The organism is Aliikangiella sp. G2MR2-5 (assembly GCF_015687155.1).
Lineage (GTDB): Bacteria > Pseudomonadota > Gammaproteobacteria > Enterobacterales > Kangiellaceae > Aliikangiella.
In genome coordinates this window covers 139023-164472 of the sequence record NZ_JADPQF010000008.1, presented here as the reverse complement: position 1 = coordinate 164472, position 25450 = coordinate 139023, and the positions used below count along the sequence as shown (strand labels likewise).

At 42.6% G+C, this 25450-nt stretch carries 21 protein-coding genes; 12 read left to right on the top strand and 9 right to left on the bottom strand.

From position 1 onward, the window contains the following. The first annotated feature begins 205 nt into the window (after positions 1-205). The 4 genes from IYN84_RS19895 (at position 206) to IYN84_RS19880 (ending at position 5194) form a co-directional block, all read left to right on the top strand. Positions 206-1321: an S-(hydroxymethyl)glutathione dehydrogenase/class III alcohol dehydrogenase gene (locus tag IYN84_RS19895; protein WP_196141028.1), complete on the top strand. Its 1116-nt coding sequence runs from the start codon at positions 206-208 to the stop codon at positions 1319-1321. A gap of 61 nt (positions 1322-1382) precedes the next feature. Continuing rightward, entirely contained in the window at positions 1383-2228 is an 846-nt protein-coding gene (fghA, locus tag IYN84_RS19890) for an S-formylglutathione hydrolase (protein WP_196141027.1), read from the top strand. Next, on the top strand, positions 2225-2617 hold the full coding sequence (locus IYN84_RS19885) for a hypothetical protein (protein WP_196141026.1): 393 nt from the start codon (positions 2225-2227) through the stop codon (positions 2615-2617). Before fghA ends, IYN84_RS19885 begins: the two co-directional genes overlap by 4 nt. Before the next feature lie 231 nt (positions 2618-2848). Beyond that, positions 2849-5194, top strand: a complete 2346-nt coding sequence (locus IYN84_RS19880) for a TonB-dependent receptor (RefSeq protein ID WP_196141025.1) — start codon at positions 2849-2851, stop codon at positions 5192-5194. A gap of 135 nt (positions 5195-5329) precedes the next feature. Here IYN84_RS19880 and ruvA read toward each other — a convergent pair whose 3' ends face one another. From ruvA to IYN84_RS19855, 5 genes are all read right to left on the bottom strand, one after another. Further along, the gene (gene ruvA / locus IYN84_RS19875) at positions 5330-5938 is read right to left on the bottom strand and encodes a Holliday junction branch migration protein RuvA (RefSeq protein ID WP_196141024.1); all 609 of its coding nucleotides are present in this window, start codon (positions 5936-5938) and stop codon (positions 5330-5332) included. Between the two features lie 60 nt (positions 5939-5998). After that, positions 5999-6517 carry a crossover junction endodeoxyribonuclease RuvC gene (gene ruvC, locus IYN84_RS19870; RefSeq protein WP_196141023.1) on the bottom strand — a complete coding sequence of 173 codons (519 nt, stop codon included), beginning with the start codon at positions 6515-6517 and terminating at the stop codon, positions 5999-6001. A 127-nt stretch (positions 6518-6644) separates the two neighbouring features. Continuing rightward, entirely contained in the window at positions 6645-7388 is a 744-nt protein-coding gene (locus IYN84_RS19865; RefSeq protein ID WP_196141022.1) for a YebC/PmpR family DNA-binding transcriptional regulator, read from the bottom strand. A 116-nt stretch (positions 7389-7504) separates the two neighbouring features. Then, entirely contained in the window at positions 7505-9277 is a 1773-nt protein-coding gene (gene aspS, locus IYN84_RS19860; protein WP_196141021.1) for an aspartate--tRNA ligase, read from the bottom strand. A 147-nt stretch (positions 9278-9424) separates the two neighbouring features. Next, positions 9425-10018: a DUF1287 domain-containing protein gene (locus tag IYN84_RS19855; RefSeq protein ID WP_196141020.1), complete on the bottom strand. Its 594-nt coding sequence runs from the start codon at positions 10016-10018 to the stop codon at positions 9425-9427. Positions 10019-10311: 293 nt separating this feature from the next. On the opposite strand from IYN84_RS19855, the gene IYN84_RS19850 reads away from it, so the two are divergent. Together IYN84_RS19850 and IYN84_RS19845 are read left to right on the top strand one after the other, a co-directional pair. Next, positions 10312-10929 (top strand): hypothetical protein, encoded by a 618-nt coding sequence (locus IYN84_RS19850; RefSeq protein WP_196141019.1) that lies wholly within the window; start codon positions 10312-10314, stop codon positions 10927-10929. 60 nt (positions 10930-10989) lie between these two features. Beyond that, entirely contained in the window at positions 10990-11727 is a 738-nt protein-coding gene (locus tag IYN84_RS19845; protein WP_196141018.1) for an MBL fold metallo-hydrolase, read from the top strand. Between the two features lie 108 nt (positions 11728-11835). Here IYN84_RS19845 and IYN84_RS19840 read toward each other — a convergent pair whose 3' ends face one another. The 4 genes from IYN84_RS19840 to rnr form a co-directional block, all read right to left on the bottom strand. Continuing rightward, positions 11836-12513, bottom strand: a complete 678-nt coding sequence (locus IYN84_RS19840; protein ID WP_196141017.1) for a DUF2238 domain-containing protein — start codon at positions 12511-12513, stop codon at positions 11836-11838. Positions 12514-12619: 106 nt separating this feature from the next. Beyond that, positions 12620-14515 carry a DUF885 domain-containing protein gene (locus IYN84_RS19835; protein ID WP_196141016.1) on the bottom strand — a complete coding sequence of 632 codons (1896 nt, stop codon included), beginning with the start codon at positions 14513-14515 and terminating at the stop codon, positions 12620-12622. A 50-nt stretch (positions 14516-14565) separates the two neighbouring features. Further along, positions 14566-15306 carry a 23S rRNA (guanosine(2251)-2'-O)-methyltransferase RlmB gene (gene rlmB, locus IYN84_RS19830; RefSeq protein ID WP_196141015.1) on the bottom strand — a complete coding sequence of 247 codons (741 nt, stop codon included), beginning with the start codon at positions 15304-15306 and terminating at the stop codon, positions 14566-14568. A gap of 84 nt (positions 15307-15390) precedes the next feature. Beyond that, positions 15391-17817 carry a ribonuclease R gene (rnr, locus tag IYN84_RS19825; protein ID WP_196141014.1) on the bottom strand — a complete coding sequence of 809 codons (2427 nt, stop codon included), beginning with the start codon at positions 17815-17817 and terminating at the stop codon, positions 15391-15393. Positions 17818-18257: 440 nt separating this feature from the next. Between rnr and IYN84_RS19820 the strand changes: the two genes are divergently transcribed. The 6 genes from IYN84_RS19820 (at position 18258) to IYN84_RS19795 (ending at position 25443) form a co-directional block, all read left to right on the top strand. Next, the gene (locus IYN84_RS19820; RefSeq protein ID WP_196141013.1) at positions 18258-19925 is read left to right on the top strand and encodes a diguanylate cyclase; all 1668 of its coding nucleotides are present in this window, start codon (positions 18258-18260) and stop codon (positions 19923-19925) included. A 216-nt stretch (positions 19926-20141) separates the two neighbouring features. Continuing rightward, a complete protein-coding gene (locus IYN84_RS19815; protein ID WP_196141012.1) occupies positions 20142-20576 on the top strand; it encodes a cytochrome c in 435 nt (144 codons plus the stop codon). A gap of 15 nt (positions 20577-20591) precedes the next feature. Beyond that, a complete protein-coding gene (locus IYN84_RS19810) occupies positions 20592-21983 on the top strand; it encodes a cbb3-type cytochrome c oxidase subunit I (protein ID WP_196141011.1) in 1392 nt (463 codons plus the stop codon). Between the two features lie 127 nt (positions 21984-22110). Next, positions 22111-22647, top strand: a complete 537-nt coding sequence (locus IYN84_RS19805) for a hypothetical protein (RefSeq protein WP_196141010.1) — start codon at positions 22111-22113, stop codon at positions 22645-22647. Between the two features lie 122 nt (positions 22648-22769). Continuing rightward, positions 22770-23561 (top strand): CbbQ/NirQ/NorQ/GpvN family protein, encoded by a 792-nt coding sequence (locus tag IYN84_RS19800; RefSeq protein WP_196141009.1) that lies wholly within the window; start codon positions 22770-22772, stop codon positions 23559-23561. A 37-nt stretch (positions 23562-23598) separates the two neighbouring features. After that, on the top strand, positions 23599-25443 hold the full coding sequence (locus IYN84_RS19795) for a nitric oxide reductase activation protein NorD (protein ID WP_196141008.1): 1845 nt from the start codon (positions 23599-23601) through the stop codon (positions 25441-25443). Positions 25444-25450 lie beyond the last annotated feature (7 nt).

The window sequence follows — 25450 nt, the reverse complement described above, 5'->3', positions numbered from 1 at the left end:
GTTTTAACTGTTTATTTGAGTAGTATTCTAGCCTGATTTAAGCATCAGGACAAAAACTTGTTTCATATTACCCCACAACTGTTATTTGGCACGCGACAAAATTGAAATAATAGGCTAAATTTTTAAGAAAATAACTCATATCAAATTTGCAAATAGCAGTCCTTGGTTGCAGAATGTGGAAAGAAAATAAATCAGGATATAATCCATGGATACTAAAGCTGCAGTCGCTTACCAGGCGGGAAAACCTCTTACAATAGAAACCGTTCAACTCGAGGGCCCCAAAGCAGGCGAATGTCTTGTTGAAATCAAGGCGACCGGCATTTGCCACACCGATGAGTTCACCTTGTCGGGCGCAGACCCTGAAGGACTATTTCCTGCTATTCTGGGGCACGAAGGTGCGGGGATCGTTCGAGAGGTTGGTGCAGGAGTTACTTCTTTAAAGCCCGGTGACCATGTAATCCCTCTGTATACACCAGAATGTCGTCAATGTGAGTATTGTCTGTCCGGCAAAACCAACCTTTGTCAGGCGATAAGGGAAACTCAGGGTAAAGGTCAGATGCCCGACGGAACTTCAAGATTTTCTATCAATGGTGAATCGATACACCACTATATGGGGACATCCACTTTCTCCAACTTCACCGTAGTTCCTGAAATTGCGCTTGCAAAAATCCGAGAGGATGCGCCTTTCGACAAGGTCTGCTATATCGGTTGCGGTGTTACAACCGGAATCGGCGCAGTTATCAATACAGCCAAAGTTCAGCCAGGAGACAATGTTGTAGTCTTCGGCCTTGGAGGCATAGGCTTGAATGTAATTCAGGGTGCGAGAATGGTTGGCGCAAACATGATTGTGGGAGTCGATACCAACCCCGATAAAAAGGCTATCGCAGAAAAGTTCGGGATGACTCACTATGTTAACCCTAAGGAAGTTGAAGGCGAGCTGGTACCTTATCTGGTTAGTTTAACTAAAGGCGGGGCGGATCATAGTTTTGAATGTATCGGTAATGTTGACGTAATGCGAGATGCACTCGAGTGCTGTCATAAAGGCTGGGGAGAAAGCACTATCATAGGTGTCGCTGGAGCCGGCCAGGAAATCAAAACTCGCCCTTTTCAGCTAGTTACCGGCAGGGTTTGGCGCGGCACGGCTTTCGGTGGTGCCAAGGGACGTACTGATGTTCCTAAAATTGTTGACTGGTATATGGACGGAAAGATCAATATCGATGATTTAATTACTCATACGATGCCTTTAGCTGATATCAACAAAGCCTTTGACTTGATGCATTCAGGAGAAAGCATCAGAAGCGTCGTCATCTTCGGTGAATGAACCGATAGTGAAAGGACACGATTTGATTCGAACGATGTTTAAATAACCAACCAGAAAAAGTATGAGCCTAACCACACAATCAATCCAGAAATCGTTCTGTGGCTATCAAGGAGTCTATACTCACCACTCCGAGATTACTCATTGCGAAATGACTTTTAGTGTCTATCAGCCAGAAAAAGCGGAAAAACACGATTGTGCGGTTCTCTATTACTTATCAGGACTGACCTGCAGTCATGAAAATGTTACCGTCAAGGGAGGTTTTCAAAAATACGCCAATGAAGCTGGCGTTATTGTTGTCTGTCCCGACACCAGTCCACGAGGAACAACACATCCGGGTGAGCACGATTGTTACGACTTTGGTAGTGGCGCCGGTTTTTATTTAAATGCCATCGAACCACCCTGGAACAAGAACTACAACATGTATAGCTATGTAACCCAGGAGCTACCAGAGTTAATCGAACAGAACTTTAAAGCGGATCCAGAGCGTACAGGAATCTTCGGTCATTCAATGGGAGGACATGGAGCTTTGACCATTGGATTAAAAAACCCACAGAAATATCTTAGTATTTCTGCGTTTGCGCCAATTGTTGCACCAATGTCTACCCCGTGGGGACAAAAAGCCTTTGAAGGCTATTTAGGCGATGACAAGGTCCTCTGGAGTGAGTTCGATGCCTGTGAACTGGTCAAGCGAGGTTGTCTTTCTCCCAACCGTATTTTAATCGACCAGGGTACCGCAGATGACTTTCTTGAGGAGCAGTTAAAACCTCAGTTATTTGTCGAAATTTGTAAAGAAAAAAATCAACCATTGCAATTACGCATGCAGCAAGGCTATGATCATAGCTACTTTTTCATTTCAACCTTTATGGCTGATCATATTGCGTTTCATGCGCAGATACTCAATACATGATGAAAGTTTTCTGGGTAGAATCGATAGATCATAGCGAAGACTGGTTCGTTGTAGCACCAGATGTCGAGATTGCAGTCAGTCTTTTTGCGAGCGAAATGGGCTATGATATTTTTAGCGATGAGGTTATCGCAGAAGAAGTTTGCTTACTTCCAGAAAACCTGCATGTTAACTTTCCCTCTCCTGACTTCCTCGATAACGATAGCGTACTGGCTTGCGGTGGTGAGTTCATTGATTTTCATGATCAAGATCTGCTTGAGCATGTCAGTGAGGACTTTTTAAGAACTGTTGCTGGTGAAACCCGTATCGTTCGCTTTGGAAAAAAAGTTTACATGGAAGGCAACGTAATGCGGGTAGCATTACAAATGGAAGGCAAGCTAAAAAAGTGCTAGCTGAATTTATTGTTATCAATTCTCATTCTTAATAGAGTAAGTATTTCTATACTCTTCACTGACACCTATTTTTCACACCTATTTTTTCTACTTTTCCCTTCTTTTTACAACTTTCAGCCTTAACAATTACAGCCTCCGGGTCAAGTTTTCTTTATTTTTGCGAATTTTAGGCTTTACTTAGCTTATAAAAATAATAAATGAAAGCTAATAAAGATGACAACCGGAGGACTTATGCTAAACGCCAATCACCAAAAAAAGGCTTGGTTTACAGGCCTTGTTTTGACAACAATGTGCAATTTATCTTTTGCCTATGAAGAAGAGGATAGTTTGTCAGCCATTAGTCTGGAAGACCTGCTAAACCTCGAAGTTTCTTCCGCATCCAAAATAGCGACCCCGATAGCCAAGGCGCCAGCGATAATTACTGCCTATACCAACCAACAACTCAATCAATACAATTACGTCGTCATTAACGATTTATTATATAGCATGCCCGGGTTTGGTCCGGGACAAGATTATGAAAGGCCCACAGTCCCTACTCGTGGTAATTTTGACAGTTGGAGTAACAACCATATTTTACATCTGGTTGATGGCATCCCGGTTAATGATAACCTCTATGGAACAGCCTACACATGGCTAGCCCCCATATTCTTTTCGAAAACGATCGAAGTTATTCGTGGTCCTGGTTCAGCCCTTTATGGCTCAAATGCCACCAATGGTGTCGTTCAAATGAACACCTTTAATGGAGCCGATTTATCAGGAAAAATTCACGCAAAAATTACCCCTATTGCCGGTACTGACGATAGCCGGAGAGTTGAGGCGATGGCTGGAACAACTTCAGGTGACTATGACTTTATTATGGCTTACGCTTATAGCGAATCAGATGGGAACACCTACCCCAGCTATGACGGCTCAGGCCGACTTGCAACTTTGTCAGACCCCAATTTTAATGGTCGCCCTCGGCTAGCAGAATTTGATACAAGAGATAGAAACGATAACTCCTATTTCTGGGCCAAACTTACCAAAGGAGAAAACCTCTCCTTTCAATATCACCATCAGGCCTGGGACTTTGATACTGGGCACGGCTGGTTTTTCGAAATTCCTGACTTCGAAGAAGAAATGAACGAGTATCGTGACATTCTTTCAATCAAATATAATTTTGATTACTCAGAACAGCTTTCTATCGAGACTCTTGCTCGTTATCAAAAACATCACATCACCTGGAATCAGAGATACTATCCCAACGGCGCTTTTGATTTTTATGAAGACGGGATGTGGGAGTACATAGACAGTGAAGGCGAAGATATGTTCTTCCGGTTGCAGGGAACTTACTTTTTCGGCGAAGATTCAAATGCGACTTTTCTGGCAGGTCTTGAGATTGACCGCTTCAACTACGATGGAGATGATGCGCACTATTCAAATGTAAATGTTGATTGTGGATTTGACCTCTACTACTCATCCTATAGTGATACCTGTGTTCCAGCTGCCGGTGCGGTTCAGGTTTACGGTGATCTCGGAAAATGGCTGGATTACCTTTCTGTAGATCCTGTAATTAATACAGCCCTGTATATGCAGCTAACCACTGGGAACTGGATCTCGGAAGATTTTGAAGTCACGCTAGGTTTACGCTCTGACAAGCTCAGTGTTGACTTTAAAAATCTCGATGGATTTATTGATGCCGAAGGAAACCTGCCAGGAGCAGGACAAACGGCTCCAGCAAAGTTGAGCAAAGACTGGTCTAAAGTAAGTCCGCGGGTAGCGGGTGTCTGGACTATATCTGACGGTCTGGTTGGAAAAATGATGTGGGGTAAAGCGTTTCGTGCTCCACAACCAACTGAAATGGGGGGCGCACATACGGGCTCTCTCGCATCAAATATAACTCAGCTTGATGCAGAAGAAATTGAAACATTTGAAGCCATGCTCGACTGGAAGATTAATGAAAACTATATTCTTCGCTCGAATATTTTTATGACAGAGTTTGCCAATCAGATAGCATTCTCTTCAGTCAACGCAAATCTGAGTACCAATGTTAACTCAACCGAAAACTTTGGTACTGAAATAGAGTTAATTGCGAACTATGGAAAAACAAGCTGGTTTGCAAACCTCTCATATGTTCAGCGTAACGACGAAACCATTCTGTCGTTTTCAGACCCAGGAGACCCTTCAACTGCCGAATTCTCACCTCACCCTGATGATCTGGTGTGGGAACCTGAGCTTAAGTTAAACCTGGGCGCAGCCTTTAACCCTACTGACAACTTTCAAGTTTCATTTAACTTGCATTATCATGGAGAAGTTGAAAGGAGAGATAGCGAACTGGGTACAGCGCACAATGGTGTTTTACCTTTTGGTGAACCGGTTCCGGTCAATTTGGACTTGAACGATCATCGACCTAGCTCAATCGACGCCTGGGTAAGCTTAAACTCACGTGTTTCCTATCGGTTCACTGAAGGGGTGAAGTTTCTTGTAGATATCAATAATCTTTTTGACGAGGAAGCGCGACTCGCAAAAACAGGAACCTATCCGTTTGACTACCAAATTAAAGGTCGACAAATAATGGCTTATCTGGAAGTAGCCCTTTAAATTAAAACAGATAGCTCACCAAAAGACTTCACCATAAATAACAAGCCGGCATATGCCGGCTTGCTTTCACTGAAAATCACGGAACCAAAATTTGCCCGCTGGTCAAAAAATTTATCGACCAACCTCTGAATTTTTCTACATCATATTCTTCAAGGCCTGTCGAATCAAGTTTGCGGCAGGCAAGCTATCATCACCAACTTTGCTAATCGCTTTACTCGCTTGCGCTGGCTTGTAGCCAAGTGCAACTAAAGCACTAATCGCTTCTTTAACATTATCACTTGCTCCCAGCGGAGAATCAGTCAGAACAGTTTCTCCAACAGCCTTAGGCGACTCTACTTGCCAGTCTTTCAATCTATCCTTCATCTCGATTATCAGACGCTCAGCAGTTTTTTTACCAACGCCAGGAATCTTAACCAGAGTTGTCGCTTCGCCATGATGGACATTTTGTACAAATTCAACAGCACTCATTGCGGAGAGAATTGCCAGCGCCAATTTAGGCCCAACACCATTCACTTTAATCAATTCACGAAAAAGCTTGCGCTCTTCTAGCGAGTAGAAAGCAAATAGAGTATGTGCATTTTCACTTACCGAAAGGTGTGTATGAAGCACAACTTTCTGTCCTGCTTCTGGTAAATTGTATATAGTATTCATTGGAGCCTGACACTCATAGCCCACACCATTGCAATCAACCAAAATAAATGGGGGTTGTTTTTCCAGTAATGTTCCGCTTAATCTTCCAATCATTTTTTATATTTTGCCTTTAAACTCTGAATTCAATTTCGCCAAGCTATCTACATTTAATCGTTACCTTAAACGACCACGAACGACTTTCTTTGCTCCTGCCTGAAACAAAGCACTCTGCAACGCATGCGCATGACAAATTGCCACAGCCAGCCCATCGGCAGCGTCAGCTTGAGGAGTGGCATTGAGACCCAGAAGACTGGTCACCATATGTTGGACTTGTGACTTATCTGCCCCTCCGGTTCCAACAACCGACTGCTTGATCTGACGCGCAGAATATTCCGCCACAACCAGAGCATGTTGTGCCATTGCCACCATGGCAGCCCCTCTGGCCTGCCCAAGCTTCAAGGCAGAGTCGGCATTTTTCGCCATAAAAACCTGCTCTATAGCTGCTTCATCGGGTTTATACTCTTGAACCACTTCTGAAATACAGTCAAAAATTTGATTTAATTTATCGGATAAAATCCCTTCTTTGACTCGAATGCAACCACTGGCAACATATTCCAGTTTTCTACCGTTGGCACGAATAACACCAAAGCCAGTAATTCGAGAGCCGGGATCAATCCCGAGGATTATGGACAATTGTTAATTCCTGAAAGTTATTTTAAAAAGAATATATCACAGGAGAGGTCAAATTTCTTGAGCGTAAAACGCCAATTTGAAAGAACAGGATGCGGCTCAAAATCAGCTGAGCCGCCGATCAGTTTTGCTAAAGCTTTTCGTAGGCTTCTTCAGGAATTTCTGCGTTATGATAGATATTCTGGGTATCATCCAGATCGTCTAATCGATCGATCAAGTTTAAAACTTTGACCGCAGTATCAACGTCAATATCAGCCTGAGTCGAAGGCAGCATGGTCACTTCCCCCGCTTCCGCCAGAAGGCCTTTTTCAGCTAAAGCTTCTTTGACATTCATAAATTCTTCCGCAGAGGTCAACACTTCGAATGAACCATCATCATGATTGATGATGTCATCAGCGCCCGCTTCTAGCGCTTCTTCCATCAGGGTATCTTCGTCAACTTCATCGGAAAAAACCAACTGACCTTTGCGCTCAAAAAGATAGGCAACCGAGCCTGATGCGGCTAATTCGCAGCCAGATTTTGAAAAAGCATGACGAACCTCTGCGACTGTTCTATTTTTATTATCGGTCAAACAATCGACCAAAACTGCGACACCGCCCGGCGCATAACCTTCGTAAACCAGGTTCTCATAATCATCCCCATCAGCATTACCAGCACCACGTGCAATCGCTTTATCGATAGTATCGCGCTTCATGTTAGCGCCCAGTGCTTTGTCAATACAGGTTCTTAGGCTCGGGTTATCTTCCGGGTTAGGCCCCCCTTGCTTCGCAGCCACCACCAGCTCGCGAATAATTTTGGTAAATATTTTGCCTCTTTTGGCATCCTGGGCTGCCTTTCGGTGTTTGATATTAGCCCACTTACTATGTCCAGCCATTGGTATACTCCAATTTATTTAATTTCTATTTGGCAGCACATAGACTGCCCCATTCCCAATTTTCATTTAATGCATCGGGTAAAACTCGAAGCCCGCCAGAGCAGGCTGTCGAAAAATTATGCTTCGTCTTTTTTTACAGTTGAGGCGATATGCAACTCTTCCAGCTGCTTATCTGAAACTCTTGAAGGTGCCGATGTTAACGGGCAACTGGCAGTTGTAGTTTTAGGGAAAGCGATAACATCGCGGATCGAACTCGCGCCTACCATTAGCATAACCAGCCGGTCCAAACCGAACGCGATACCGCCATGAGGAGGACAACCGTATTTGAGTGCTTCCAGCAGGAAGCCAAACTTTTCTTCAGCTTCCTGCTTTTCGATACCCAATATATCAAATACCGCAGACTGAATATCCTGATTATGAATACGAACAGAGCCACCACCCACTTCACAACCATTCAGCACCATATCATAGGCGCGAGACAAAGTTTCAGTTGGTGCAGCGCGAAGCTTTTCAGCATCGTTTTCTTGTGGCGCGGTAAATGGGTGATGCAATGCATGTAGCTGGCCGTCTTCTTCTTCAAACATCGGGAAGTCAACTACCCATAATGGTTTCCAGCAGTCTTCAACCAGGCCTCGATCTTCGGCAACTTTCAAACGCAAGGCACCAAGGGCATCGGTAACAACTTTGTAACTATCCGCGCCGAATAGCAGAATATCGCCGGCATTCGCCTCCGCTCTTTCGATAATACTGTTGATGATTTCATCGTTAAGGAACTTGGCAATCGGAGACTGAACGCCTTCCACACCTTTACCAGTTTCATTGACTTTGATCCAGGCGAGACCTTTAGCGCCATAACGGCCAGCATATTCACCGTAGCCATCAATCTGTTTGCGACTCAATTCTGCGCCACCCGGCACACAGATAACCGCAACACGCCCCTTAGGGTCATTAGCAGGCCCGGCAAACACTTTAAATTCAACGTCTTTTAGTAGGTCAGCAACATCAACCAACTCGATAGCGACACGCAGGTCAGGCTTATCGCTACCGTACTTTTGCATAGCTTCAGAGTATGGCATTCGAGGGAAGTCGCCAAGGTCTACATCCAGGCACTCAAGGAAAAGATTTCGAATCATTTTTTCCATCATCCCCATAATGCCTTCTTCATCCATAAATGAAGTTTCAATATCGAGCTGGGTAAATTCTGGCTGACGGTCTGCGCGCAAATCTTCATCTCGGAAACAGCGAACGATTTGATAGTAGCGATCGAAACCGCTCATCATCAACAACTGCTTAAATAACTGCGGCGACTGAGGAAGCGCGAAAAAAGAGCCTTTGTGAGTTCGACTGGGTACCAGATAGTCGCGCGCACCTTCCGGCGTAGCTTTGGTCAAAATAGGGGTCTCGATATCAACAAAGTGCTCGGATTCCAGGAAATCTCTTAACTTTTTAGCCACTTTATTTCTAAACAGCAGCTTTTGCTGCATTTCCGGACGACGCAGGTCGAGGTAGCGGTACTTCAGGCGCAGCTCTTCAGAAACTTCTTCGTGCTCGTTAACCAGGATAGCTGGAGGTGCAGAGGCATTGAGTATTTGGATAGCAGAGGCAACCACTTCAATCGCGCCGGTAGCCATATCTTTGTTTATCATATCTTGCGGACGATTTCTGATTTGTCCTTCAACACTGACAACGAACTCATTACGAAGCTTCTTGGCAATTGCGAGTAATTCCTCCTGATCAGGATCGATGGCAACCTGAATAATGCCGCTTCTATCTCTAACCTGTAAGAATGCCAATCCACCCAGATCTCTTTGCTGGTGGATCCAACCCGCTATTTTGACGCTCTCGCCTTCGGAAACACTAACTAAATCACCACAATAATGGCTACGCATAATTCAACCTTAAAATAAGCATTAAACAGGCCTGTCTCAGGCCTTGGAAAACCGCGTAGTTTAAAGGATTCGCTTGCTAAAGTCGATGCCAAGAAGGGTCTTTAAAAAGGGCAATATTCTTGATCGCTACAGCATAATTATCTCCGGCTACTCGGGAAAGTATCGATAGTGACCTGTGATTCTGGCAGCAAACAGAAAATCTTCCTCTTTTGGTCCGAAACCAATATTATGAATTATAAGATAACGCTTACCATCAGCAGATTTATGGTCGCTAACAACACCTATATGCGGCAGATTTCCAGGTAGCATCCAGGTAACCAGATCGCCTGGTAGATAGTCGTTAATATTTGAACTGATTGCGAGGCTGGCGCCTTTTCGTGTCAGAAACGTTTGAAGATTGGGTACTCTTCGGTGATCAATATTGCTATCTGGGCCCTTTAACCCCCAGTTTTTAGGATAATCATTAAAGCTGGCACTCATGTCTTCATGTACCAGTTGCTGTAAATCGAGCCCCAACTTGCGATAGCTACGAATAATGACATCGGTACATACACCTAGATTATCAGGGACATCCCCCATAGGATAGTTAAGCTTTTGATAGTTTCCAGAATAGGTTACCTGATGCCGTGTTCTTTCCCTTGCCGCATCAACCAGCAGCTGGGCCCCACTGTGGTTGCTTGTGTAGCCGATTGGCGAGAACAGCAAAAGAGCTGCGAAAATATTTCCGGTAAAAGACTTCATCTAGCCTGCTCCTCTCCATTTTCCCTGTAATGGCTATGTGTAGTTGCCAGGTGTAGTTGCTATGCTGAATGCGCTCACTCACCCTCTCTTGTTAGCTCTTTTGACTATACAGACGCCGAAAAACTCCGCTTGTGAGACAAATATTTCAGTAAAACTAAAAAAGGGGCTAGCCAAGAATAAGTAATTTTTAGGTTTCAGCAGGCAGTGAAAGTTCAGATAACTCCCGGCAAACTTGAAAAGTTCTAAAAACTCGCCTATTTATTAACTACACTCATTCAATTTTCAGGACCGGCATGACGAGCCAATCTAATGATGCTGCCGACACTTTTATATCGGTGGCTCATGTTGCTTCAGAGCTTTTTAAAGCCCAGTCAATAGCAGAAGAGTTATCGATTACTTCCAAGAATGCTCGAGCACTTGCAGTAAGAGCAGGTTCGACTGCAGCCGGGTTTAATGAAATTACCCGATTTATTGAGGGGCTCTCCAAGCTCACCATTGATGCGGCTCGCAGCGTCAATACTATTGCCATTTCACAAACCAAAATTGCATCAGATCTTTTTCGTGCTCAAGGCTTTATTGCCAAGCTTGATGCTGTGGTATACGCCTCAAAAGGCACTGAAACGGATGAGCTCAAGCCCATATATGACGTAGTTGATGAACGTCGACAGAGACTCGAAGGGAAAATAAAAGTCACTTTGAAAGAGCTGGTTGATCGTTTAGATGAAACCAAAATGGAACTCAGGGCAACTCAGGTCGTATCCGTTGTATCTCGGGTTGAAGCTTCAAGAGCTCACGAGGACTTCCAAAACTCACTTAATTCAGTGGCCGATAAAGTTTCTAGTGCAGGTGAACGAATCAATACTCACCTGGAGAGAGCACGAAGACATCTGGCACACTTGCGTAACCGATAGCCAGGTCCCAATAAAAAATTAGCGCATAAAAAATATATTAAGCGTCAACAAGGAATCACAATGAAGGCAATTTCTATTTTTCAAAAAGGCAGTCACCAATGGTTGTGCTTTGGTAGAGATCCCGAAAAAGTGGAAAAAATTATCGATACTAACCAGTATATGATCAGTAGCGGAGAACAAAGCATCATCCTCGACCCCGGCGGAATAGAGTTATTCTCACAAATGTTAACTTCGGTTTTGCGCTACACCACTCTCGATAATATCAAGGCTTTGTTCGCATCTCATCAGGACCCCGACATTATCTCTTCATTAGGACTCTGGGATCAGTGCTTAAAAAATTCAAAACTCTACTCCCCCTGGCTTTGGGAGTCATTTATTCGTCATTTTGGAATGAACAATATTCAATATGAACCAATTCCCGATGAAGGCAGTGAGATGACCCTGGGGAATGTCACTCTTCAATTTATTCCTGCCCACTACCTCCACTCCTCGGGTAACATGCATGTCTACGACAAGGAAGCCAAAATATTAATGAGCGGCGACGTTGGCGCAGCACTGGATGAAATTACCGCACCATTTTTTGTCGAGGATTTTGATGCTCATATTCCTAAAATGGAATACTTCCACAGACGTTGGATGCCATCAAACAAAGCAAAAGAAGAGTGGATAAGTCGCGTCAGACGTCTCGAAATTGATATTATCGCACCACAGCACGGTGGAATATTTAAAGGTGAAATGGTGAATACTTTTCTCGACTGGTTTGAACGACTTGATGTGGGAATAGCGAAAAACAAGTAATTGTCAAAAAATTGAATATTATAAAGGCTCTTGCTCAGAGCCTTTCAATAAAGTGGTGAAAATCATTAAGCCAGCAACTGTTTGCTCTCATTCTGCAGGCGGTTAATCTTATGTTAATGGCGAGTTCATTTTAATCTTCAGACTGTCATTCCATTCTTTAGCGAAATCCTTCTGATAATGCCAGTTTATTATGGCGGTTATCATCATCGCGATAAGCGCGCCTAAAGCAGCCAGAAGCATATCTTTATGAGCGTCCCATATATCTCCCTGAGTTCCCAGATAGGCCTGCCCGATATCTGATGCAACGACTTCAACAACTCCCCATTCAAGAAGCTCATACACCAGCGAAGTCGACATAGTTAAGTCCAGTGGCAGAAAATACCCCCAGAAACCTCTAACATTAACAATGCGAATAAACAGTTCTCTAATTGGATAGGCTAGAAATAGCCCATAACAGAAGTGAACAAGTCTATCAAAGTTATTCCTTTCCCAACCTAACCATTCATTAATGGAAAACTCAAAAATATTTTGACTCCACATATCGTAGGGCACTCTGGCATAAGTAAAGTGCGCCCCCAGAACATGTAAAAACAGGAAAACAAAGATGCAAGTATAGCTAATTTTGGAAAACGGAAATTTTTTATATGAAAGAACCAGACTGAGAATAAATAAAGTCGTTAGTATGTTTTCCAGAGCCCAGTCATGTCGATTATAGGGCTTGATAGCCAACAGCATAAACCAGACAAAAAGTATAGAAAGCAATATAGTCGGATAACGAAAGCTCATTTCACGAAACCTGCAAAGTCATTTCCAGGTACCGCCAAGCACCAGATATCTCTTAAGCAGCAAAAAAGCTTCCATGCTATTCACATGGAAGCTTCGACCCAATAGATCACTTTGACTCAAGCTCTTTTAACATAAGCTTTTTGATTACAGGAACTGGCGCATTTCCATAACTTAAAAACTGATTGTGGAACTTTTTGAGGTCAAACTTATCTCCCAGTCTTTTCTTCATCTCTTCGCGAAAAGCATAGATTTCAGCATAACCGCTAAAGTAGCTGGTTAACTGTACTTGTGACAAAGTCGCTCGACGCCATTTTCCTTCTGCTTCAGTTCTCTCCTGAAAAGCCTGATTCATCAACAGGTCAAGCCCTTCTTCTTTGCTCATTCCCAACACCTGAATACTATAGTCAAGAATAGTATTAACAACCACTCTCAAGTTCCACTTGCTATACATCAGCCACATTTCCGGTTCATCGTTTCCATATCCGGCTTCGAGCATCATACGCTCAGAGTAAACGGCCCAGCCTTCAATCATCGCACCATTGCCAAAAATCGACTTAATCATGCTTGGCGCTTTATTGGCATGAACTAACTGGGTATAGTGGCCAGGAAGTGCCTCATGAATATTAAGTATTTGAAGAATCCAGTGATTATACTCTCGCAAGTAGCTCTCGGCTTGTTCATCGTTGTAATGATCTAGCGGCGTTACATTATAATAAGTATTAGCTGTTGCATCATATGGGCCCGGAGCACTTACCGAAGCGCCAGCAACACCACGCATATATTCAGGTGTTTCTCGAATAACCAGAGGGCGAGTCGGATCCATGTCCAGTAGATCTTTTTCGATTATAAATTTTTCTATGATAGGCATTTGCCTTCTAACTTCATCGACAAACTTTTCACGACTGACATGTTTAGCAGACAGGTGATCGATCAACTGTTTGACCGCAACCAGCTTTTCCTCCGGCATTGCTTGGTCTTTAAAGTATTTCGGCCAGAGCCTAGTTGTAATATCAATCATTTCCTTGTGCAAAGCATCTTTAGAAGCGAGCGCCTTTTCATAAAGCTCTCTAGCGGAATAGTCAGAAAAAATGTCATATTTGAATTTTTGCTCATATAGTTCAGCACCAATTCGAAAGTCTCTTGCACTTCCGTCAGCTATTTTTTCTCTCTTTTCCTTTAACCAGTCTACATAACCACTTATGGCCTGGCTTGCGGCCTTTAACTTGTCGTGCAAAGCTGATTTTTCATCCTCAGTCAGTCCAGACTCAGAAATTTTTTCAGGAATCGACTTATCAAATACCCCCAAAGCACCTGTATTCTGTTGAATTGCCAGGTCAGTGTGCTCAAGAGTCGGTATTTTGATATTAGCTTTCGCGGCTTCGTAATATGCAGGAACCTTGTCCAGTCGTCTGGCAATTGTTTTTAAACGTTCATCCAACGGCTTGTAATCAGTATTAAGAATTAAACCAAAAGCTCCCGCGACATTATAACTTGAAGGATTCCACTCATAAGACTTAAACTCCTGCTGATACCAGAGCGTAGATTCAACTTGATTCTTAATAAGAGCATGATCAGCTGCATTTAGCGGAGTCAGTTCTGCAGGAGAAAACATCGAAAGCTGCTTTAAAACTTGCTGAGCAAATTTCTTTTCCTGGTTACGCCTTTCTTCTGAAGGAATATTTAAAATGTGATCGTATTTATAGTAGCCAACATAAACACCATAGGTAGGATAGACCTTCCAAAGCTCTTCAAGCAATTCCACTTTAAATTGCTCAAAAGCTTGATTTGTATTGTGCTCAGTTTTTTTACCGAGCTCTACATTGATCCCCTGCTCAGCAGCCTGGTTTGCATTTGGTTGTTGGCTCTGTTGGGCCTGAACCTTTTCTTTTTCCGAATCATTACCTTTTTTCGCTTCATCAGCACACCCGGCAAGAACTATTGAGAAGGCCATTGCTGTAGCAACGACCGATTTTTTAAAGTTTTTCTGGTCAATTTTTCGCATAATAAATCCCCCTTAATATCATATTACTTTTGTATAGTTGATAATCGGTTTCAAATCATTCTCTGACGAGCAATTTCGAAGAGACAAACGCCGGTCGCCACAGAGACATTCAAGCTAGACACACTGCCCGCCATAGGAATCTTAATAAGTTGATCACAGTTTTCTCTGGTCAAACGACGCATTCCATCTCCCTCGGCTCCCATAACCAATGCAGTAGGTCCGCTAAATTTCACCTGATAGATATTTTCTGTTGCCTCACCAGCGGTACCAACAATCCAGACATAGTGATCTTTTAACTTCCTGAGGGTTCTGGCTAAGTTAGTGACAGTGACTAGCGGAACAAACTCAGCAGCTCCGCAAGCGACTTTTCTTGCCACAGGAGTCAGATGTGCTGATTTGTCTTTAGGAACCACAAGAGCATCTACTCCAGCGGCATCCGCTGTGCGCAAGCAGGCGCCAAGATTATGAGGATCTGTAACACCGTCCAAAATGAGTAAGAGCAAGTCCTTCTTTTTATCTACCAACTCATATAGTTGTTCTTCGTTCATTTTAGCATCTACTATTTGAACTTCAGCGATAACGCCCTGGTGGTTTCCTCGAACCCAGTCATCCATTTTACGCTTGTCAACCAGTTGAATATGAATTCCAGCGTCTTTGGCAAGAGACTCAATTTTTTCAACCTTCTTATCGTTACGACTTTTCTGAATAAAAAGTTGCAGCACACGTTCAGGTGATCGCAGTAGAAAGCTCTCTACTGAATGAATTCCAAATATTTTTTCTTGATGACTCATAAGCTAACTATTTTATCTGTGTTTTAGACTTCACCTAGATAGTACTATCCTGACAAAGGACTCAACAATAATCTGAGGATACTACTAACGTCTTTTTTTTGTTTTTCTCTTTTTAGCACTAACCTTGGCTTTTCGTTTTTCTGTTGAACTTTTTCTTGTTTTTTTTCTAGCACCTTCCGAACTTTTTGATGTTCTTCGACCACCTTTAGGACGAACATTTCCCGCATCTTGTTCATTCATGACTTTAGCTTTGGCCCGAGCGTAGAGTTTCTCTCGCTCACTCATTTTCTTGCCAGTCTCTGCGGAAAAAATATTCACCAGGCCAAAATCAATTTTGCGTTGTTCCAAATCAACGCTTATTACTTCAATTTCTAACTTATCGCCAATAGAAAACGACTGTCTGCTTTTTTCACCGACAAGCCTTTGTCTTGCAGCATCAAAGGTATAATAATCACTACCCAGCTCAGTCACATGAACCAAGCCTTCGACATAAACCTCTTCGAGCCTGACAAACAGTCCAAAATTTGTTACACCGCTAATAACGCCTTCATAGCGGTTGCCGATATGACTTTGCATATACTCGCACTTGAGCCAATCCACTACGTCTCTAGTCGCCATGTCGGCATTTCGCTCGGTTTGTGAACTTGTCTGACCGATTATTTCGAGAGTACCTACATCATATTCCTTAAGTACGGCTTTACACTCTTTTGCACTCAGCAGGGCTTCATCTGCAACAAGAGCCTTTATAATGCGATGTACAATTAAGTCAGGATAGCGACGGATTGGAGAAGTAAAGTGAGTATACGCCTCAAAAGCTAAGCCAAAATGCCCGTCATTATGAGGTGAATATTCAGCCTGGCTCATCGAACGCAATAGCATAATCTGAATATTTTCTGCATCCGGTCTGTCTGCGACTTCTTCCAATAGTCGTTGAAATACAGCAGGCTCAGGCTCTTCTCCTCCGGTAATAAAGATACCTAGCTCGCCGATAAAAGTACGAAACTTTTCAAGTTTGGCTTCTTTGGGACCAAGGTGGACTCGATAAAGTCCAGGGACTTTATTCTTAATAAAAAACTTTGCTGCAGCAACATTTGCACAAATCATACATTCTTCGATAATTTTATGCGCATCATTCCTGATTACCGGAAGTATTTGTTCAATTTTTTTATTATCATTGAAGACTATTCGAGTTTCGGTGGTTTCAAAATCTATAGCGCCACGCATTTTTTTTTGCTGAATTCTTGCATGATATAGACGATGAATATCTTCTAGCGGTTTAACCAGATCAGCATGCTCTTTTCGAAGCTTTTCGTCACCATCCAGAATTTGCCAAACTTTGGTGTAGGTCATACGAGCTTTTGAATGCATAACTGCTGGGTAAAATTTGCTACGAGTGACTTTGCCCGCATTATTGAGGCTCATTTCACAAACCATACAGAGGCGATCGACATGAGGAATTAGTGAACACAGACCATTCGAAACCTGCTCCGGAAGCATGGGAACCACTGAATTGGGGAAATAGACAGAGTTTCCTCGCTGCTTTGCCTCTTCGTCTAAAGGAGTATCAGGCAAAACATAGTGGCTCACATCGGCAATCGCCACCCACAGCTTCCAGCCTCCCGAGCTGGAAGGCTCACAATAAACCGCATCATCAAAATCTCTTGCATCCTCTCCATCGATGGTTATCAATGGAAGGTGGCGCAGGTCAACTCTCCCTTCAAAGTCTTTCTTTTCTACTTCAAGAGGAAGCTTCTGTAGCTGGTCATGTATCTCCGACGACCATTGGTTACGAATTCCGTATTGGGCTATGGCTATTTCTATTTCCATTCCTGGTGCCAGATAGTCCCCCAGAACCTGCGCGACGGTCCCTACCGCTTTGGAGCGATAGGTTGGGCGTGTAACAATATGTACTACCACGACCTGGCCGGGTTCTACGTTTAAAGGATCATCAGGAGGAATAAGGATATCTTGTACTATTCGGGTGTCTTCGGGAGTTACAAAACTGATACCACTTTCCTGATAAAAACGGCCAACAATTTGCAGTGGCTCTTCTGAGGTAAGAACTTCGACGATACCTGCTTCCTTGCGACCATCCGAATGGATCTTTTTTTCCCTCACCAAAACCCGCTCTCCGGGAAAAACCTTGCGCATTTCTTTTGCAGATATTAGCCAATCAGTTCCACCTTTATCAGGCTGAAAGAAGCCATATCCATCTCGATGACCTATGACCTTTCCGGCAACAAGATTCATTTTGTCAACGACCCCGTACGAGCCTCGTCGGTCACAGTGGATTTGACCATCCCGCTCCATTGCAGCCAGACGGCGTGACAATGCCACCTCTTGTTCGATATCGTACAAACCAAGGTTGTATTGTAAGGCTTTAAACTTTAACGGTCCGCCCGCTTCCTTGAGTTGAGCCAGAATAAGTTCGCGACTCGGAATTGGGTTTTCATATTTTTTTGCTTCTCGCTCGTAATGAGGATCTTTCGGCGGGGTAGTCTTCTTTGACATACTGTTTCAGGTAAACTCTGTTTCTGTTTCTTGTTGAAATTAAATAATATCTGTTCTCAAATTACCCTTCATGGCCAGACTTATTCCGGTGGTGTTGGCGACACATCCCATAAAGTCAGCTCTCTGAACACGGCTAACGATCTAGTTATAGTTTACAGGAATTTGGGAATAATTATCGAAATAACTGCAATTATTCCTGCTTTACTGAAGAATTTGTCAATCTTGAATCGCTTTTAATCTCTTTTTTTGATACTGCTCTAATAATTTACAGTTAAAATATCCTCTTTATACTGGTTGCCCGGTCCACTAAAATCGATAAACTGATAAGTCGAGGCAAGATTCAGGAATTCAATTAGAAAGCATAAAGCCGATAGTCCAGAATCGGTTATTTTGAGATAGAATCTGCTGGAATAGACCAAGTTGACGATAAGGAATAGTCGATGAATAACCTTTGGGGAATACTAGTTTCAGGCATTTTTCTGTTTTTCTGTTGTGCACAAACTTCTTATGCACAACAAGAAAACTCGGAAGCGTCGATACAACTCAATCATGAATGGCAGTTTTGTCCACTACAAGGCTTTCAACCCGAACTTAACCTGAATATACTTGACTGTAAACCAATTGAATTGCCTGTTCCCTGGGAGTCAGTTGTTCCCGAATATAACGGCTACGGAGTTCTCAAAAGCCAGTTTATTATCCCCAAAACTCTTTCAGGCCAAGCCCTCGCACTATATATTCCAAAGCTACGCGATGCAGATAAAATTTTTATCAATCGAGAGCTAATTGGTCAAACGGGAGAGTTTCCTCCGAACTTTCAGAAGGCGGTTTTATATTCCCGTTTATACCAAATTCCTGAAGGCGTGATTGATTTTGAACGTCCCAACGAAATCAATATCTGGATCTACAACGATGCTCGCAACGGAGGAATAACTCAAGCGCTCCCCACAATAGGTACCTATAAAAACCTGCTGGAGAAAAGAGTTTGGAGTAACTACCGTTTTATAGCCTTTATGGTGATTACTTTCGTTTTTGCATTTATTCACCTTATCTATGCAATTTACTATCGCCATGCTCGAGAAAATATTTACTATGCAATGTTACTATTTGCCTGGAGTGGTTATCTATTTACGTTTAGTGATATTGCACTGGAAAGCCCTATTCCAGTCAATATTTTATTCCGAACGAATGTGGCACTGTTTTTTGCCATTTTTACTTTGCTGCCATTTTTCGTATATCGTTTTTTTCAAAAGTCGCCACCTAAATTGATGAAACTAATACTGGCAGCTCCTGTTATAGCGATTCCCTTTTGTTTTCTACTACCCGCTCCTGGATTACTTTATTACCCACTCAATTTGGTCGAGCTGTTGACTCTCCCTGCAATCTTTTTTGTTTACTTTGCGCTATTTCAGGCAATACGCGCCAAACAGGCTTATGCTAAATCTCTTACAGTAGCTTTAATTTGCTATTCCTTGCTGGGAGGCTTTGATATCTTTATCGATCTCGTTCAGCCTAAAGGATTTGAAAAACTTGCGCTCTATTCGCCGTGGTTTCTTGTAGTTCTTTCAATAGTTATTACCTTGATAATCTCTCACAAAAACTTACTTTATTATCAGGATGCTACTCGCGACAGACTAACAAACGCGTTACGGTTTGATGAGTTCATTGCTCGACTTGAGTCAGAGTTCAGTCGAGCGGATAGAGATAAAAAAGTTACGCTGGTCGCCATGATAGATCTTGATAAATTCAAGCACATTAATGATGAGTTTGGTCATCTTGAAGGTGACAGATTATTACGTCAGGTTGCAGATAGCATTCAATCCCATTTACGTCAGTTTGACTTGATGTGTCGCTATGGTGGAGATGAGTTTTGTGTGGCAGCCTGTTTTGATTATCGAGAAGAAGCAGAACGCTTCAGTCAGCGTTTACTGGATGCAATAAATCAATTGACTTTTGAATGCCAAAAATCATCAACACCTGTTTCTGGAACTATAGGGTGCTCTGTCCGACGCGCTGGAGAAGATGTTTCACCACTCTCTCTCATAGAGTCCGCCGATCAAAAACTAATCTCAGGAAAACTTAATAAGAAGGGAAGTGTATATTTTTGTTGACAACCTTCAAAAGGCTACTCTATTTCTAGTCATTTCCCCTATAAAAATAACCGTAAAATAATTATGGTTTTCAATGAGCCTTTCTTTCTAATTTCCCTACTGAAAACAAGGGTATATCTGTATTTTCCTGAACGCTGATCCACATCAATAAAGAATTTCCTGTTAGGCATAGTATGTCAATGTTCATTCTTATTATCTAAATGGGGAGGGAAAGCGATGAGCGAAGTGTTTAGCAAAAGCATGGCCCGCAATATTTATTTCGGCGGCAGCCTGTTTTTTGTTTTACTTTTCCTCAGTTTAACTTGGCACACTAACCGGGAACTACCAAAAACGGATAACCGCCAGGCTATAACTGAAGAGGTAGCATTAGGCAAAAAAGTATGGGAAGAAAACAACTGTGTTGGTTGTCATTCTTTATTAGGCGAAGGCGCTTATTTTGCACCAGAGCTTGGCAATGTTTATAAGCGATTTGGCAATTCCAAAGAAGCAATTAAGGCATTTTTGAAAAGCCGACCCGTTAATGGTATTCCAGGCCGAAGAAGCATGCCGCAATTTAATCTAACCGAAGAAGAACTGGACGCTATTGCAGAGTTTTTAAAATACTCAAGTGAAATAGATGCGGCTGGTTGGCCACCGAACATTCAAGGTTAAGGGGAGATTAATACAATGAGTACTTTAAAATATCAAACTCAGGCAGTCGCCAAACCTTATTTCATAGCGGCCATTGGATTATTTGTCGGACAGATTATTTTTGGATTAATTCTAGGCCTGCAGTATGTCTGGGGAGACTTTCTGTTTCCTGAAATTCCATTCAACGTAGCAAGAATGGTACACACCAACTTGCTAATAGTCTGGTTACTTTTCGGCTTTATGGGAGCGGCCTACTATCTGGTTCCCGAAGAGTCCGAAAGAGAGTTATACAGTCCTAAACTGGCGATGTGGCTGTTCTGGATTTTTCTGATAGCTGGAGCATTAACTGTACTGGGATACCTTATGGTACCTTATGCAACGCTCGCCAAAGTTACAGGAAATGATTTACTACCAACAATGGGTAGAGAGTTTCTGGAACAACCCACGTTAACTAAAATAGGAATTGTTGTTGTCGCTTTAGGCTTCCTTTACAACATAGCAATGACTATTTTGCCTGGTCGTAAAACAGTGGTGAATGTTGTATTACTAACTGGTTTAGTAGGACTGGCCGTTCTATTTCTCTTCTCTTTCTATAATCCTGTCAATCTGGTCAAAGACAAATTTTACTGGTGGTGGGTTGTCCATTTATGGGTTGAAGGAGTATGGGAGTTAATTCTGGGAGCGATTCTAGCCTATGTATTAATCAAAACCACAGGTGTCGATCGCGAAGTTGTGGACAAATGGTTGTATCTGATAATCGCCATGTCTTTCATTACCGGAATTATTGGAACCGGTCATCATTACTATTGGATCGGAACACCTGAATACTGGCAGCTTTTAGGTTCTATCTTCTCAGCACTTGAGCCAATTCCCTTTTTCATGATGACGTTGTTAGCATTCGGTGCAGTTGGTAAGCGCAAGCGTGAACATCCAAACAAAGCTACTGTATTGTGGGCAATGGGAACCGGTGTAATGGCGTTTCTTGGCGCAGGAGTCTGGGGATTCTTACATACTTTGGCCCCTGTCAACTTCTATACCCACGGAACTCAAATCACTGCAGCTCATGGCCACATGGCATTCTACGGCGCCTATGCGATGATAGTAATAACCATCATTTCTTACGCCATGCCCTACTTACGAGGTCAGGGAAATGCCGCTAGCTGGAAGCAACAATATATGGAAATGTGGTCTTTCTGGCTAATGACTATCGCCATGGTATTCATTACTTTGTTCCTCACCGGCGCAGGTATCCTGCAAACCTGGTTGCAACGATTTGATGACGGCCTGCCCTTCATGGTGGTTCAGGAAAAAATCAGCCTGTTCTACTGGATGCGTGAAGCAGCTGGTGTAGTCTTCTTTATCGGTCTTATCCTCTACATAGTAAGCTTCTTCGTAAAAGGAGACCAAAAAGAAGGTGGTATCGCATAATTGATACCTTCTGTCTAAACAAAGCCGGGATTTATCCCGGCTTTTTTAATTCGATAAAACTTATTTAACCCTTTGTCCCAGGCCTTTTCGTTTAATACTAAACAGATTCTTCCAATAATAAATAAATATGAATAAGGGAATATTCGCTTTTTTACTCACTCTTTTAATGAGTCTATATGCGCAATCAGTATGCTCATCCAACGATATTGAGTACTCCGGAGTGATGGAGATCGAACTAGATAGCGCAGTTTATGGAAGATTTATTGCTGAAGGAGAACTAAGTTTCTATCTAGAAGATGTACTTGATTTTCCACTTTCACCACAACATTCAAAAGTATCAACCGACAGCAGCATCAACAATCACTCAAATCAACTGACACGGATAAGTCAAAAGCAGCCTTCACAATGGAACAAACTTTATGGTTCTCTGACTTTTCTTTCGACCAAGAACAATCGATTTAGCGCGATGTTGATCATTACTACAGAAGGTGCCAAAACGATAGCAACACAGACAGAGAAAGTAGAGTCATTACATCCTATTTCAGGCGCAATCGGTATTCCCAACAATTACATGATGAATATAGACGATAAGGCCAAGCTGAAATTAGAACTTCGTATTCATCCTAAGTCTACGAAACTACAAAATCTTGCTGAAATCCCCTAGTTAACTCTGAACTTCGATCGCTTCTACTTCAGGCGGAAACCTTTCCCTGACCTGAGTCACTCTCTGGTATGGTGATTCTGATATGCTGGATGCAACTGAATCAATCATTTGAGAAACTCGCCATGTCTGATAATAGTTTGCCACTCTATATTCCGCAGAGCAATGAAGTTGAGGTGTTTGAAACCGCATTTAAAAATCAACTTCCGTTGATGCTAAAGGGACCAACCGGATGCGGTAAAACTCGGTTTGTCGCCCATATGGCGGAGAAGCTGGGTCGCCCACTCTACACCGTGGCATGCCATGACGACCTGACAGCAGCAGATTTAGTTGGTCGATATTTAATTGAAGGCGGACAAACCGTATGGAGAGACGGCCCTTTAACTCGCGCCGTTCGTGAAGGCGGGATTTGTTATCTGGATGAAGTCGTGGAAGCAAGAAAAGATACGACTGTTGTAATTCATCCACTATCTGATGATCGCCGCGTGTTACCGATTGATCGCACTGGCGAGCAACTACATGCGCCAGATGATTTTATGTTGGTTATTTCTTATAACCCCGGATATCAAAATCTCTTAAAAGGTTTGAAGCCGTCAACCCGTCAGCGCTTTGTGTCTCTCACATTTGACTATCCGAAAAGTGATATTGAACAGTCAATTGTTCGTAAAGAAACTGGGTTAGATGAATTTACAGTAAGGCAACTGGTAGATCTATCGAATTCGCTTAGACGTCTAAAAGATCATGATCTGGAAGAATCGGTATCTACACGACTCATTGTCTACACTGCAACTTTAATTCAGGCAGGAATGAATCCGCTGCAAGCTTGTCGCTCTGCATTGATCGAACCACTTAGTGACGATGAAGAAGTCGTCGCTGCGCTGATGGATGTAGTCAATGCAAAACTTGACGTTTTTTAAATAATGGTAGTCCACTAGATTAAAGCAGCCGAGAAAAATGGAAGAGTTTGTTGGCCAGCTATGGCACAAATACATAACAAAAGCAGCCTCGATGGAGTTTCCCGATGCTCAAGTCGAACTAAATGATGTTCGCCATACACTTTCAGTCCAGTTTCGTGCGTTTGGTGGAGATCTTGCTCTTGAGCTTAAGGATTCGCTCAACAAAAACTGGAAGGGAAAGCGAAACTTTTTAAGTCGTCTTGCCAGTAGCGAACAAAAACTGGAGCTAGCATCAATTGGTCATAATAATTTGTATTTGCCAAAAAATATGGCAATTTATCCGGATAAGGAACTCAATAAAAGAGCCTACTTATGGCTAGTTGCATTAGCGGCTAGCTATCAACCCGATGCCGAAGCTAACTGGCTCAAAAAAAATTGTGATGCAGTGAGTCAAACACTAAAAAAATTTCCTGGATTGAGAAAGATTTATCATGCTCTCGCGACCCAACATGTAAAGATAAGAGAACACATCAAAACGCTAAAAGCGGATGCCACTGAAATGACTATTCGCGAACTTCTGTGTAATCCTGAATCAGCAAAAACCATTTTGGAAGAAAATCCCGATTTTGATCCCAGGCAAGCTTTTCCTGTTCCGCTATGGTGCGATCCCTTTCCTGTAGAAGCTGAGAGAATCAAATCCAGCTTAAAAGATACAATCGATTCATCTGATCATGCTAAAGGAGAGAAGGGCAAAAAACTCAATATTCGTAAAAAAGGCGAATATACCAGCGATATTGACGAGAAAGATGGGTTAATGGCTTTTCGTCTGGAAAGTATATTTTCATGGACAGAATTTATTCCGGTCGACCGAACAGCAGATGAAGACGAAGAAGATAACGCGAGCATGGCGGCAGAGGATATCGATAAAATATCAGTTGTTCGTGGCGCAGAAACCAAAGCCGGAAAACTAAAATTCGACCTCGATTTGCCGGGCTCCGATCAAGACGATATCACGATTAACGAAGGTATCAAATTACCTGAGTGGGATTATCGAAAATCACTTTTACAAAAAGATTATTGTCGACTTCACTTAATGGAACCTCGACGCATCGATTCCCACGCTTTTTCGTCGAAATTAAGAGAGAGAGCAAAACGACTTAAGGCACAGTTTGAATTTCTGGCGATGCAAAAGCAGTGGCTTCGAGGTCAGCCTGATGGCAGTGAAATTGATCTCGAAAGGTTTATTTTAAGACGAGCAGACGAACTCAATGGCCAGGTAAAGCAAGATGATAATCTTTATATGGAACTTCGCCAGAATTTAAGAAGCTTATCTTGCCTGTTGCTCGCAGACCTCAGCTTATCGACTGATAGTTACGTCAGTAATGACTCCAGAGTAATTGATATAATCAAAGATTCTCTCTATCTTTTTTCAGAAGCATTGTCAGCTACTCAGGACCGGTTTGCCATTGGTGGCTTCTCCTCAAAACGACGAGATATGGTTCGTTATTATCCGATAAAAACCTTTGATGAAAACCAATCTGAAGCAATCCGCAATAAAATCTCATCCCTTTCTCCAGGCTATTACACGCGCATGGGTACTGCTATTCGGCACGCTACCAATCTCCTGGAAGTCGAATCTACCGAAACTAAACTACTATTATTGTTAAGTGATGGAAAACCAAACGATATTGATCTATACGAAGGCCGATATGGTATTGAAGACACTAAACATGCAGTTCATGAAGCCTTTACCAAAGGTATCAGAGTGTTTTGCGTTACTATTGACGATGAGGACAATAATTATTTACCTTATATCTTTGGTTCGGCCAATTATATCAAAGTAAAAAGAGCGACGGAGCTACCAGAGAAACTACCCAAGCTGTATTCTCTACTAACCAAATAGTCTCGCT

Coding starts and splice junctions, on each gene's coding strand:
- IYN84_RS19895 (WP_196141028.1), top strand. CDS start 206: ATGGATACTAAAGCTGCAGTCGCTTACCAGGCGGGAAAACCTCTTACA.
- IYN84_RS19795 (WP_196141008.1), top strand. CDS start 23,599: ATGGAAGAGTTTGTTGGCCAGCTATGGCACAAATACATAACAAAAGCA.
- IYN84_RS19850 (WP_196141019.1), top strand. CDS start 10,312: ATGACGAGCCAATCTAATGATGCTGCCGACACTTTTATATCGGTGGCT.
- IYN84_RS19805 (WP_196141010.1), top strand. CDS start 22,111: ATGAATAAGGGAATATTCGCTTTTTTACTCACTCTTTTAATGAGTCTA.
- IYN84_RS19885 (WP_196141026.1), top strand. CDS start 2,225: ATGATGAAAGTTTTCTGGGTAGAATCGATAGATCATAGCGAAGACTGG.
- IYN84_RS19880 (WP_196141025.1), top strand. CDS start 2,849: ATGCTAAACGCCAATCACCAAAAAAAGGCTTGGTTTACAGGCCTTGTT.
- IYN84_RS19820 (WP_196141013.1), top strand. CDS start 18,258: ATGAATAACCTTTGGGGAATACTAGTTTCAGGCATTTTTCTGTTTTTC.
- rnr (WP_196141014.1), bottom strand. CDS start 17,817: ATGTCAAAGAAGACTACCCCGCCGAAAGATCCTCATTACGAGCGAGAA.
- IYN84_RS19815 (WP_196141012.1), top strand. CDS start 20,142: ATGAGCGAAGTGTTTAGCAAAAGCATGGCCCGCAATATTTATTTCGGC.
- IYN84_RS19845 (WP_196141018.1), top strand. CDS start 10,990: ATGAAGGCAATTTCTATTTTTCAAAAAGGCAGTCACCAATGGTTGTGC.
- rlmB (WP_196141015.1), bottom strand. CDS start 15,306: ATGAGTCATCAAGAAAAAATATTTGGAATTCATTCAGTAGAGAGCTTT.
- IYN84_RS19800 (WP_196141009.1), top strand. CDS start 22,770: ATGTCTGATAATAGTTTGCCACTCTATATTCCGCAGAGCAATGAAGTT.
- IYN84_RS19835 (WP_196141016.1), bottom strand. CDS start 14,515: ATGCGAAAAATTGACCAGAAAAACTTTAAAAAATCGGTCGTTGCTACA.
- IYN84_RS19855 (WP_196141020.1), bottom strand. CDS start 10,018: ATGAAGTCTTTTACCGGAAATATTTTCGCAGCTCTTTTGCTGTTCTCG.
- IYN84_RS19840 (WP_196141017.1), bottom strand. CDS start 12,513: ATGAGCTTTCGTTATCCGACTATATTGCTTTCTATACTTTTTGTCTGG.
- fghA (WP_196141027.1), top strand. CDS start 1,383: ATGAGCCTAACCACACAATCAATCCAGAAATCGTTCTGTGGCTATCAA.
- aspS (WP_196141021.1), bottom strand. CDS start 9,277: ATGCGTAGCCATTATTGTGGTGATTTAGTTAGTGTTTCCGAAGGCGAG.
- ruvA (WP_196141024.1), bottom strand. CDS start 5,938: ATGATTGGAAGATTAAGCGGAACATTACTGGAAAAACAACCCCCATTT.
- IYN84_RS19810 (WP_196141011.1), top strand. CDS start 20,592: ATGAGTACTTTAAAATATCAAACTCAGGCAGTCGCCAAACCTTATTTC.
- IYN84_RS19865 (WP_196141022.1), bottom strand. CDS start 7,388: ATGGCTGGACATAGTAAGTGGGCTAATATCAAACACCGAAAGGCAGCC.